This window comes from Chloroherpetonaceae bacterium (assembly GCA_025056565.1).
GTDB lineage: Bacteria > Bacteroidota > Chlorobiia > Chlorobiales > Thermochlorobacteraceae > Thermochlorobacter.
The window spans coordinates 134,054-146,501 of the sequence record JANWWA010000003.1 but is presented as its reverse complement, the minus strand read 5'-3'; the positions used below and the strand labels follow the sequence as shown (position 1 = coordinate 146,501).

Annotated in this window: 7 protein-coding genes; 5 read left to right on the top strand and 2 right to left on the bottom strand. The window is 49.6% G+C overall.

Annotation, left to right across the window (positions count from 1 at the left end; genetic code table 11):
• Window positions 1-25: 25 nt before the first annotated feature.
• Together rpoB and NZM05_03925 are read right to left on the bottom strand one after the other, a co-directional pair.
• Window positions 26-3,928, bottom strand: a complete 3,903-nt coding sequence (gene rpoB / locus NZM05_03930) for a DNA-directed RNA polymerase subunit beta (GenBank protein MCS7012765.1) — start codon at window positions 3,926-3,928, stop codon at window positions 26-28.
• A gap of 312 nt (window positions 3,929-4,240) precedes the next feature.
• A complete protein-coding gene (locus tag NZM05_03925) occupies window positions 4,241-5,248 on the bottom strand; it encodes an FAD-dependent oxidoreductase (GenBank protein MCS7012764.1) in 1,008 nt (335 codons plus the stop codon).
• A gap of 315 nt (window positions 5,249-5,563) precedes the next feature.
• Between NZM05_03925 and NZM05_03920 the strand changes: the two genes are divergently transcribed.
• From NZM05_03920 to NZM05_03900, 5 genes are all read left to right on the top strand, one after another.
• Entirely contained in the window at window positions 5,564-5,947 is a 384-nt protein-coding gene (locus NZM05_03920) for a (2Fe-2S) ferredoxin domain-containing protein (protein ID MCS7012763.1), read from the top strand.
• Between the two features lie 276 nt (window positions 5,948-6,223).
• Window positions 6,224-9,442 carry a hypothetical protein gene (locus NZM05_03915; GenBank protein ID MCS7012762.1) on the top strand — a complete coding sequence of 1,073 codons (3,219 nt, stop codon included), beginning with the start codon at window positions 6,224-6,226 and terminating at the stop codon, window positions 9,440-9,442.
• A gap of 193 nt (window positions 9,443-9,635) precedes the next feature.
• Complete coding sequence (locus NZM05_03910) at window positions 9,636-10,520, top strand: ATP-binding cassette domain-containing protein (protein ID MCS7012761.1); 885 nt, start codon at window positions 9,636-9,638, stop codon at window positions 10,518-10,520.
• Window positions 10,521-10,526: 6 nt separating this feature from the next.
• The gene (locus NZM05_03905) at window positions 10,527-11,483 is read left to right on the top strand and encodes a class I SAM-dependent methyltransferase (GenBank protein MCS7012760.1); all 957 of its coding nucleotides are present in this window, start codon (window positions 10,527-10,529) and stop codon (window positions 11,481-11,483) included.
• A 56-nt stretch (window positions 11,484-11,539) separates the two neighbouring features.
• Complete coding sequence (locus NZM05_03900) at window positions 11,540-12,280, top strand: DUF481 domain-containing protein (GenBank protein MCS7012759.1); 741 nt, start codon at window positions 11,540-11,542, stop codon at window positions 12,278-12,280.
• Window positions 12,281-12,448: the final 168 nt, after the last annotated feature.

Genomic DNA, 12,448 nt, shown 5'->3' with positions numbered 1-12,448 from the left:
TACTGCAAAGTGCTGCTTTCCGTTTTTAGGGCACTTTGTCATCAATGCGAATTTCTAAGCCTAATCCTTGTAACTCTCGCACCAGCACATTAAATGACTCTGGCACGCTGGGCTCTGGCAGATTTTGTCCTTTGACAATCGCTTCGTAAGTCTTTGTGCGTCCTTGCACATCATCAGACTTCACGGTTAGCATTTCTTGCAGGATGTGTGCAGCGCCGTAGGCTTCCAGTGCCCAGACTTCCATTTCACCGAAGCGCTGTCCGCCAAATTGTGCTTTGCCGCCCAGCGGTTGCTGCGTGATGAGTGAGTATGGTCCCGTTGAGCGCGCGTGAATTTTGTCATCAACAAGGTGTGAGAGTTTCATCATATAAATCACCCCCACCGTTACCTCTTGGTCAAACGGTTCGCCTGTACGTCCATCGTAGAGCTTCACTTTGCCGTTGACGGGCAGCCCCGCTTCCTTGAGTTTTTCTTGCACTTCTTCGTAGGTTGCACCGTCAAAAATGGGTGACGCAAACTTGACCCCTAACTTTTCAGCCGCCCAGCCCAGTGAGGTTTCAAACAGCTGACCGATATTCATTCGGCTTGGCACACCCAGCGGGTTGAGCACAATATCAACTGGCGTTCCATCTTCCATAAACGGCATATCTTCGATTGGCACCACCTTGCCCACGACGCCCTTATTGCCATGCCGACCCGCCATTTTGTCTCCCACTTGTAGCTTGCGCTTTTGCGCAATGTAGACCTTTGCCAGCTCCTCAATACCGGGGCGCAGCTCATCGCCGACAGTAATTTTGTACTTTTCATTCTCTAAATCGTCGTCCAGCTCCTTCATTCGGCGTCGGTATTCTTCAATCAGGCGGCAGACGAGGTTGTTGGTCTTGGTGGACTCTACAAAGCCGTGCTCTAAGTCTAACTTTTCCAGCTTGTTTAGCGCACCATATGGTTCAAGGTTTTCGCGCGTAAAGCGCGTGCCTTTGCGGATTTCTGTGTCGCCTCGCAGATTTTTGACGCCGATTGATTCCTTATCGCCCAAGTAGTGCACCAGTTTGCTGATGAATTTTTCACGCAGCTCGAGTTTCTTCTTATCAAACTCTTTTTCCAGCTTAGCAATGCGCACTTTAATATCCTCACCCACTTTCTTTTTGCGGCTAAAGAGCTTGGTCTTGATGACCGTTCCCCGCATTCCGGGCGGGGCATGGAGCGAGGCATCTTTGACATCGCTGGATTTTTCGCCAAAAATGGCGCGCAGGAGTTTTTCCTCTGGTGTTGGATCGCTTTCTCCTTTTGGCGTAATTTTTCCAATGAGGATGTCTTTTTCTTTTACTTCTGCGCCAACGCGAATAATGCCGTTTTCATCTAAGTTTTTCAGCGCTTCCTCGCTGACGTTGTAAATGTCACGCGTAAATTGTTCTTCGCCGCGTTTGGTATCACGTACAGTGAGCTCAAACTCGTGAATATGGATAGAGGTGTAGACATCGTCTCTAACCAGTCGTTCTGAGACTACAATAGCGTCCTCAAAGTTGTAGCCGCGCCACGGCATAAATGCCACTAGCACATTTTTACCCAGTGCCAGTTCGCCGTGGTCTGTCGAAGAGCCATCTGCCAATACATCTCCTTTCTTGACGCGCTGTCCAACCGACACAATCGGCTTTTGGTTGATGCACGTATCCTGATTGGAGCGGAAAAATTTCTTGAGCTTGTAGCGTTTTACCGTCTCATCCGTATCCAAGAGCGAGCCTTCGGTGTCATCGTCCAAGCGCTTGTCGTAGCGCACCACAATTTCGTTGGCATCGACATACTCCACCACGCCAGACCCTTCGGCAATGACCATTGTGCGTGAGTCACGAGCAACTTTCTCTTCAAGCCCCGTGCCCACCAGTGGTGCTTCAGCGCGCAGCAGTGGCACTGCCTGACGCTGCATATTAGAGCCCATCAGGGCGCGGTTTGCATCATCATGTTCAAGGAACGGAATCAGAGCGGCTGCAGCGCTTACAATTTGCTGAGGTGCCACGTCCATATAGTCGACCTGTGTAGCCTCAACCAGCGGGTAATCTCCTTTGCGACGTGCTTGCACGCTTTCGACAGCGATTCTGCCATTTTTCAATGGCACTGTCGCTGGCACAGTGATTTTATTCTCTTCGTCTTCTGCCGACAGATAGACAGGCTTGTTTTCCACCACACCATTCTTTACAGGGCGATACGGTGTCTCAATGAAGCCTTTTTCATTGATTTCGGCATAGATGCAGAATGAAGAAATAAGACCGATGTTCGGCCCCTCAGGTGTCTCAATCGGACAGAGTCGACCGTAGTGCGTGTAATGCACGTCGCGCACTTCAAACCCTGCTCGCTCACGTGTCAGCCCTCCTGGCCCTAATGCCGATGTGCGGCGCTTGTTTGTCAGCTCTGCCAGCGGATTTGTTTGATCCATAAACTGCGAGAGCTGGCTTGTGCCAAAGAAGCTGGAAATTACGCTCGACACTGTGCGCGCATTGACAAGGTCGGAGGGACTTATTTTCTCTGTATCTCGGGCATTGAGTTTCTCTTTAATGTTCTTTGCCATTCGTGCCAGCCCCACCAAGAACTGTGCAGAGAGTTGCTCACCCACCGTTCTCACTCGGCGATTGGAGAGATGGTCGACATCATCGACTTCTACACGGCCGTTCATCAGCTTGATGAGGTAGTACATAATGGCGATGATGTCATACTGCGAGAGCACCGTAAAGTCTGGGTTGATGCCCTTTTCATCGAACTTGCCGATATTGAACTTTTCCGTGATAGTGTTGCTAATCTCACGCAGTTCTTTGTCGTGCCGGATAATATCGAGTAGCTCTTTGAACTCCGTAGAGAGCTTTTTATTGAGCCTGTAGCGTCCTACATCGCCGAGGTCATACTTTTTGTTGTTGAAGAATGTGCGGTCTAAGAGACCCCGTGCCGCTTCAATGTCAGGCGCTTCATTAGAGCGCAGCTCACGGTAAATGGTCTCTAAGGCTTCCTCTTCAGTGTGCGACTCATCTTTTGCCAGTGTATTTAGGATAATTGTGCGGTCAAGATCCATTTCCTTCTCGGCGCGCGTTACTTTCACTTTGGTCACACCTGAGGCAACAAATTGCTCAATATGCTCATCGGTAATTTGTGTGCCTGCCGGAATTACTTCTCCCGTCTCTTTATTGATGACATCGACTGCCAAGTATCGTCCAATCAAATCCTCGTTAGATTCGTTTGGCTTGACGGGCATTTCGACCATTAAGTCGAAGAGCCGCAAAATCTGGTCGTTGCGTGGAAAGCCTACTGCGCGCAGCAGCGTGGTTGCCAGAAACTTTTTCTTCTGGTCAATATAGACATACATCAGGTTGTTAATGTCTGTCACGAATTCAATCCACGAGCCGCGCAAGGGCACAATTTTCGCTGAATAAATTTTCTTGCCATTGGGGTGCGTGCTGTCACTAAAAACTACGCCCGGAGAGCGATGCAACTGCGCCACAATGACGCGCTCTGCACCATTGATAATAAATGTGCCGCTCTCCGTCATATACGGAATCTTGCCCAAATAGACTTCTTGCTCGATTGTCTCTTTCCAATCTGGCTCTTCAGGTTCGTCCTTCAGCGAAAGTCGCAGCTTGGCTTTCAGAGAAACCTCATATGTTAAACCACGCTCAATGCATTCCTCGACAGTGTAGCGCGGCTTGTCAATGCTGTAGCTAATGTATTCCAAAAGGTATAGTCCACGCGTGTCCGTGATAGGGAAACTGCTGCGCAGCACCTGTTCAAGCCCTTTATTCTTGCGCTGCTCAGGTGGCACATCATCTTGAATAAAATCCTTAAAGGAACGCAGTTGCACTTTGAGCAAGTCTGGGGGTTCCATTACCTGCTGAATTTTCGAGAAAGAGATGCGCTCAACTTTCTTTTTGGAAGTCTTCGCTTTCACGGTCGCCTCGCTTTTGATAGGTTTAGTTGCAAAACAACTCGAAGAAAGAAAATAAATCCAGCGCCTGCTAGCAATGTGCACGCAAGCGCTTCCTGTGTCTTTGCTATGTCTTACTATAGAATTCTCATTTGAGAAAGAAGACGCCTACCCTTGCAATCGGGTAATATAGCAACGCAGATTAGACTTTTGCAAGTCTCTGCAAGCGAGCGTCCGACAACTCTGCAGCACCGTGCTCCCTTGCTTCCCGCTCTAATTCCAAGTCCTGTTAGCTACTTGCATGTCTCAAAGGGCTTTGAGCGCAGTTCGCTGCACTTACGATTCTGCTACTGAGACATCTTGTCGCAGCAGATACTCTGCTGCAGCCATGCCTGAGAGCACGGCTCCTTCTACGCAAGGGGAAACAAAGGCGTCGCCTGCAAAAATCAACGGCAATGGCGCATTCAGGGCTATGAAAGGCTCTGGCACGAAGGAATCAGGTGCACTGTATCGCCAGCGTTTGACTTCTGCATAAAGCACTTTCGCACCCAGCCATTTTGACGCATGCTCAATTAAAGCCTTTGAAATTGCTGCATCGTCTGCGTCCCAGTAAGTGCGGCTGAAAGCTGGCGTTGCGTGAATGGTGACAGCTGGCACTTGTGAGACCCCTTTCTTTTGATTGTCGCCTAGCCAGAGCACCGCATCATCGTATAGCCACAATCCTCCAGGATGCGGCACCTTGCTTTCTTGCTCCAAAAGCGCCAGCACCCCCAAGCAAGGCAGATAGGTTACCGCTTCCAGCATCCGCTTTTCCCTAATAGGAATAGAGATACCCGACTTCCTTACAAGCTCGAGCGACTGCGGCACAGGCGGTGTCAAGATTAGTGACTCTGCTTGATAGAGTTTGCCATCTGTAGTTTCAATGTGCCATGCTTTGTGGTTTGGGTAAAACTTGGACACCGTTTCATTGAGATGCACCTCCAAGTGGCGCGCTATGTGTTTCGCAATAGCCGTCATCCCGCCGATGCCGTAGTATCGCGGCTCAGCATCACTGTCGCAAGGTCCTGCTGCGGTATGGAAATGCCGTGTCCATTCACGAACAATTCCTGCTGCAAGCCACTCCTCGACAATTGCATAGAACTTTGGGTCTCGGACGGTAAAATACTGTGCCCCATGGTCGAAGGTGCCACTTTGAATACGGCGTGTTGCCAACCGCCCTCCTACGCCACGACCTTTGTCCAAGACAATTGCTTTGACACCTGCACGATGCAGCATATCGGCTGCAATCAGTCCACAAATGCCTGCCCCGATGATAAGGCAAGTTGTAGCGATTTTCTTTGCCATAAATGTTCGAAATAAGTTGAATATTCGCTTTTAACAGAACTTTCAAAGTTAAGTAGAAACTCGGTATGTGCCAAGCTGTGCTGCTTTGCTTTCGCTGAGTTTGCTTCAGAAGTCGTGGGAATGCTACAGTGCTCAGTTTGCAAGCACATTCCGCTGGCGGCAGAGTTTTATCCCCAAGACCTTGCCTTCAGTCAACTTGTTCAGTGATACCAACTCGGCACTTTGACTTTGACTGAAATTTAGCACTTGCGTTTCTCACTTAGGAAAAAAAGTGTAGATTTGAGCGGACTTTTCAAGCAAAGCAGTAGATTTGCAATGAGATTCAGCCACCATCTTTTCACCTGTACCAATACCGCCACGTGTGCGCAGCACAACAGCGAAGAGATTCAGCAGTATCTCAAAGCACGCCTTAGGGAACTTCGTTTGCACAGGGAAATTCGCGCCAACAAGTCTGGCTGCCTTGACGGATGCTCATTTGCGCCAGTTACGGTTATCTATCCTGAAGGCATTTGGTATCGTATCTCTACCATAGAAGAAGCCGAAGAAATTTTGCAGCAACACCTTCTGGGCGGCAAGCCTGTCGAGCGATTGATGGTGCGAGAACTTAACCCACACTATCACTTCGCAGGTGAACCAGCTATTACATCTTCCCATAACACGCAATTAGCAAGTAGTGGCAAATTCCTTTCATCGCAGTAGAGGAGAATGCCAGATTTAGAGCGCAGTTTGGCTACCCGACATCTGTGCTAATAAGAACCTGATTTGCTGTTTTCGGACATTCAGCGTTCTCCAAGTTGCCACCCGTTACTCGGGCGCTATTCTTTGGTGTTACAAACTTTTCCCAATCCGTTGCTCCTCTAGCCACACTGCTCAGCTCTTTCGTTATTGCTTAAGTCCCAGCATTGCTCAGGCGGTTTAGCTTGTTTAGATTTCTATGCGTTTTTTGGCATCTCCATCAACAAAATCTTTTTTGCTATGAAATATCGCCGATTTTCTCTGGGCTATCTCCCCATTATTTTGTTCATTGCTTTCTTGCCGCTTTCTGGGCTTTGGGCACAAGCACTCGATACATCGCTCTTTGGCGGCATGCGAGCGCGCAGCATCGGACCAGCTGGAATGAGTGGTCGCGTGGCTGCAATTGAAGTAGTAGAGTCCGACCCGAGAATAATGTATGTCGGTGCCGCAACTGGTGGCGTCTGGAAATCTACCAACGGTGGCATTACTTGGAAACCGATTTTTGATAACCAAGCAACTTCATCGATTGGTGCAATTGCTGTCTTTCAACCCAATCCATCTATTGTTTGGGTCGGCACTGGTGAAGGCAATCCGCGCAACAGTGCAGGCGTTGGCTATGGTGTCTACAAAAGCCTTGATGGTGGCGAGACTTGGCAGTGGCTCGGCTTAGAGAAAACGGAACGTATTCACCGTGTGGTGCTGCATCCCACAGACCCAGATATCGCCTACCTCGCTGTGATGGGTCCTACTTGGGGCGATAGCGAAGAGCGTGGGGTTTATAAAACCACAGACGGCGGAAAGACATGGAAAAAAGTTCTTTACATCAACCCCAAAACGGGTTGTGGCGACCTTGTGATGGATCCGAGAAATCCGAACAAGCTTTTTGCTTGCATGTGGGAACATCGTCGCTACCCGTGGTTCTTTACATCAGGTGGGCCGGGCAGCGGCCTCTATGTTACATTTGATGGCGGAGAAAGTTGGACGAAACTGACCGACCAAGACGGCTTGCCCAAAGGTGAGTTGGGGCGCGCGACTGTAGCGATTGCATATAGCAACCCGAATGTCGTCTATGCGCTCGTGGAAGCCACACGCAGCGTGCTCTTGCGCTCTGAAGATGGTGGGCGCAAGTGGAAAGTCGTCAACAACACCATCAACATCGCTTCTCGCCCCTTTTACTTTTGCGACCTGCGCGTTGACCCCGAAAATGAAAACCGCCTCTACAATATGGCTGTCACCGTCACCGTTAGCAACGATGGCGGCAAAACTTTCCAAACTCTTATTCCCTATAACAGCGTGCACCCCGACCACCATGCACTCTGGATTCACCCTAAAAACGGGGCATTTATGGTCAATGGTAATGATGGAGGGGTTGCTATCAGTTACGACCGCGGCGCTACATGGCGTTTCGTCGATAACCTCCCGCTGGCACAGTTCTATCACGTGGCAATTGATAATGAGCAGCCTTACAACATCTACGGTGGCTTGCAAGACAATGGCTCGTGGCGTGGTCCTTCTTCTGTTTGGGAAAATGGTGGTATTAAGAATTACCAGTGGCAAGAGGTCGGTTTCGGCGATGGATTTGGCACCGTGCCTGACCCTGTTGACCCCAACATTGGTTATGCTATGTCGCAAGGTGGCAATTTAATACGCTTTAATGCCAAGACAGGCGAGCGCAAGAACATTCGTCCTGCCCCACCATCAGAAGATGTCAAGCTGCGCTTTAACTGGAACGCTGCTATTGCAATTGACCCATTTGACCCTGCCACCATCTACTACGGTAGCCAATTTGTGCATAAATCTACTAATCGTGGCGATAGCTGGACGATTATCAGCCCTGACCTCACGACCAACGACAAAGAAAAGCAGCGGCAAGATGAGAGCGGCGGTCTTACACGCGATGTAACGGCTGCTGAAAATCACTGCACTATCCTCACAATTGCGCCGAGCCCTGTTAAGCAAGGTGTCATCTGGGTTGGCACCGATGATGGCAATGTGCAGCTGACGCAAGACGGTGGCAAGACTTGGGAAAATCTCACCAGCCGCATTCCACGCGTGCCGAAAGCAACATGGTGTCCACACATTGAAGCCTCAAAGTTTGACGCAGGCACTGCCTACGTGGTCTTTGATGACCACCGCCGTAACAATTGGGAAACCTACATCTTCAAGACCACTGACTACGGCAAGACTTGGATTGACCTTGCCAAAACGACCCCAATCGGATTGCCCAAAAATGCCAAGTGGGGTTTTGCGCACACCATTGAACAAGACCCTGTGAAAAAAGACCTGCTTTATCTAGGCACAGAGTTCGGCTTTTTTATCAGCTTTGATGATGGCAAGACATGGATGAAGTGGACAGCAGGTGTGCCGACCGTGCCTGTTACAGAATTCGCCGTGCATCCACGTGAGCATGATTTGGTTATTGCCACGCACGGGCGCGCAATTTACGTTCTGGACGATATTCGTCCGCTACGCCAACTCTCACCTGAGATTCTTAAAAAGCCGGTTCATATCTTCGATGTGCCACCTGCTATTCAGTATCAAGAAAAGCAAGAGTCGTATCACTTCCCAGCAGATGCAATGTTCAAGGGTGAGAACCGTCCGCGTGGTGCGCTCCTCACCTATTTGCTTAATCCACCGCAGGAAAAAGATAAATCGTCAAGCGATACAGCCAGTGAGTCGCAAAAGTTTGTGCAGATTGAAATTCTTGACGGTAGCGGTAAGGTGATTCGCTCGTTTCGTGGTCCAATGAAGAAGGGGTTGAATCGTGCTGTATGGAACCTCAGGCAAAATGGGGTGCGCGTGCCGGGTGTGGAAGGCTCGCGTCGCATGGCAGAAGGCGATGAACCGCCAGGCATTGAAGTTTTGCCCGGTAAATACACCGCCCGCATCAAGATGGGCAAAGATGAAGCGACAGCCACGATTGAGGTTCTACCAGACCCACGCTACAATATCTCTCCTGAAGAGCGCAGAAAGAAATATGATGTGATGGTGAGCGTGCAGGATAAAATCAGAATTGTGGCAGAAGCGATGACACGCATTCAGCAAACCAACCGCTCGATTGAAATGGTGAGCGAGCAAGTTCGTGACCGCAAAGATAGTGTCGCTGCTCAACTCAGGCGCGCTGGCGACAGCTTGAAGAAAACACTTAAGTCGCTCGCAGAAAAGTTTGTTCCGCCCCAAGACCGTCAAGGCATTTTCCGGGACGACAACGATGCACTTGGCAAACTGACCAGCGTGCTCAGCTCACTTTCGTCGTCTTGGGACGCCCCGACTGAAACGCAGCTTACTTACCTTCGCTATGCTGAATCTACCCTTGCCAAGGCCTTAGCTGACTTCAACCGTGTTTTTGATACGGATGTCAAGAAATTTCAAGAGCTGATTGAAACTGCCAAAGTAACCTTCTTTACATTAAAAGAGCCGCTGGACTTGAACTGGAAACCAAAGAGCGCAACGGAGTAGCCTCGAGCTTGCCTTCATATACGATGCTGCGTTCAAAAGTGCTTTCAGCCTGACCCTCTCCTTAGCAGGGGAGGGTCTGCTCCTTGTTTTGAAACTACCTACTTACTGCCCTCATGCAAAGTTCTGCCACAACATCTGCATAGATTTTTTAGCATTGATTCCTTACCTTTGCGCCAAGCCAAACCAAGACTTCATGCGAGTTATAGAAGCAGAGTCGCTCACGAAAATCTATGGCAGGCGACGCGTGGTCGATAGCGCCACATTTCACGTGGAGAAAGGGCAAGTCTTCGGCTTCTTAGGTCCCAATGGGAGCGGTAAGACCACGACAATCGGTATGCTTCTCGGCATTATCAACATCTCAGAGGGTTCAGTTCGGCTCTTTGAGACAAATGACCTTAATGCAGCTCGGCGACGCATTGGTGCCACACTGGAAACCCCAAACTTTTATCCCTACCTTAGTGGGTACGACAACCTACGCATTGTTGCCAAAATCAAAGATGTTACTGAAAAGCAAATTCAGGCTGCACTGGCACTGGTTGAGCTTTCCTCACGGCAGAAAGACAAATTTTCTACCTACTCCTTAGGAATGAAGCAGCGCTTGGCGATTGCTGCCGCCTCCCTTGCCAACCCTGAGCTGATTATTCTGGACGAACCCACCAACGGCTTAGACCCAGAGGGCATTCGTGATGTGCGGCGCATCATTCAATCGCTTGCTGAATCGGGCAAGACCGTCTTCCTCTCAAGCCATTTGCTCAGCGAAGTCGAGCAAACCTGCACCCATTTAGCTATTATCAAGCAAGGCAAAATCTTAACACAAGGCAGCTTGCGTGAAATTATCAGTAAAAATCCGCTTGCCCAGTTGCGCGCCGAGGATATGCTGCTTCTGCAAGCCGTCGTGCAGGGATATGAAAAGTTCGTCTCAGCGACTAAGGAAGGCGACACTCTACTGGTTGAGCTATCGGATGGCAACTTAGCCGACCTCAACCGCTACCTTTTTGAGAAGGGAGTTGTGCTGTCGCATTTAGCCTTGCGGCATCGCTCACTGGAAGAAGCCTTTTTGGAACTGACCGAAGCCTGACGCAACATGTCTCACTGCGCTCTTGAACAGGCCGCTTGTCCAATCTCTGGCTCTACAGAGTTTGAACTGCGCTACACTGCTCCTGACCGATTTCACCTTTCGGGCGGCGAGGTTTGGCAGGTCGTAACGGCTCGGGCATCAGGCTTGACCCTGCTGTCGCCACGCCCCACACAAGCGGAGATAGGTAAATTCTATGATGCATTAGACTATGATCCTTTCATCTCGCTTCGGCAAGCTACCTCGTGGCGAGAGCGGACTTACAAGTTTATCCGAGAATTTATCTCGCTACGCTACAAAGCCAGACAAGTGTTGCGTCGTGCAAACCTATTAGCGGGCAGAGTCTATAATGTGCTGGAAATTGGTTGTGCCACAGGCGATTTTCTTTTGGCGCTCAGACGACACAGCGATGCGGTGCTCAACCTGACTGGCATTGAAATCTCTGAAAAAGCTGCTCGATACGCCCGCGACGAAAACGAACTTGTTGTCTATCACGGCGAATTGCTTACTGTGCAAATTGATGAGCCACAGGACCTTATCGTGATGTGGCACACACTCGAGCACATTCATCGGCTTAATGAAACGCTTGACAAACTACGCCGCTTGCTTAGGCGCAATGGGCTATTCGTTACGGCTATGCCTAACTTAAACAGTCTCGATGCGCAGCACTATGGCAAATACTGGGTGGCTTTAGATGCCCCCCGTCATCTCTATCACTTTACACCTGAGAGTTTTGCCGCTTTGCTTGGGAAACATCGCCTAAGAATTGTGGATATGCATGGCTTGCCGCTAGATAGCTACTACAATGCGCTTCTCAGCGAGCAACTTTGTGCGGCTATGCAAGGACAGTCAAGTGGGATTGGCACAGTGCTGCGCGCTATCTGGTGGGGCTCACTTGCTGCTATCAACGGCATTACGCCAGAGCTTGCCTCCAGCGTCTGCTACTATGTGAAACATGTTGATTAAATCTTACGCCTCTTAGGATGCGCCCTTTTCTGCGATGGAGTGTGTTGCTGTGGGGTATGCTGTTTTCACACGCTGGCTCAGGCATCTATGCGCAGGTCAACACTGAAGCACTTTTTCGATCGAGTTCGTCCCCCTTTTCATTGCGAGCTGAACTTAGCTTTGGCTTCAATGCCGGCAATTCAGAGCTTTTTCGCTGGCAAGCCAGTTTGCGCGCTGACTATCACACTGCTCTGTTTTCCACTTTTGTGGTTGGTGATATCGCACAGGCTTCTGCCGACAACCAAATTTTGCTGTACCGCGGTTTTGTGCACGGTCGCTTTATCTGGCATCTCGATACCACTTTTCACCCAGAGTTTTTCGTCCAGCGTGAGTTTAATGAGTTTATTTTGCTCAAAGGTCGCTCACTTTTCGGCTCTGGAATGCGCCTAATGCTTCTGCATTTGCAGCCAATTGATTCGGTGATGTCTATCCGACTTACATTAGGCATTGGTGCAATGTGGGAAAATGAAATCTTTGCTGCAGATAACCCCGAGACAAAACTCTTGCGCTCGACAAACTACCTTAGCATTCTTTGGCGCCTTAATGCTCGCACATCTGTGCAGCTTATTGGTTACTTCCAAGTGGATACCCGCCACTGGGACGACCACCGCATTTTGATTGAAGGCAACCTTGCTGTGGGAATTACAGACAAGCTCATTCTTTCTATCATTTTGAATTATCGGTATGACAATGAGCCTGTGCCCACAGTTCGTCCTTTTGACATTGAACTGCGCAATGCACTTACGCTGAGCTTTTAGGTTGGCCTTTTTTCCTGCCACAGCCCCCTTCTTTGTTGCATTCGAGAGAAACTTTGCTTATTTTTGCAGCAAGCGAGTTCGAAAGTCGCCTCGCCTTAACCTCATTCGCAGGGTAAAGCGAAAATCTATCCTAAACCTCTCTACTTGCAACGAAGTCTCGGGAGACTT

What these genes read in the sequence shown, in the direction of transcription:
- NZM05_03905 (MCS7012760.1), top strand. Translation starts at nt 10,527, where the DNA reads ATGTCTCACTGCGCTCTTGAACAGGCCGCTTGTCCAATCTCTGGCTCT.
- NZM05_03900 (MCS7012759.1), top strand. Translation starts at nt 11,540, where the DNA reads ATGCTGTTTTCACACGCTGGCTCAGGCATCTATGCGCAGGTCAACACT.
- NZM05_03910 (MCS7012761.1), top strand. Translation starts at nt 9,636, where the DNA reads ATGCGAGTTATAGAAGCAGAGTCGCTCACGAAAATCTATGGCAGGCGA.
- NZM05_03925 (MCS7012764.1), bottom strand. Translation starts at nt 5,248, where the DNA reads ATGGCAAAGAAAATCGCTACAACTTGCCTTATCATCGGGGCAGGCATT.
- NZM05_03915 (MCS7012762.1), top strand. Translation starts at nt 6,224, where the DNA reads ATGAAATATCGCCGATTTTCTCTGGGCTATCTCCCCATTATTTTGTTC.
- NZM05_03920 (MCS7012763.1), top strand. Translation starts at nt 5,564, where the DNA reads ATGAGATTCAGCCACCATCTTTTCACCTGTACCAATACCGCCACGTGT.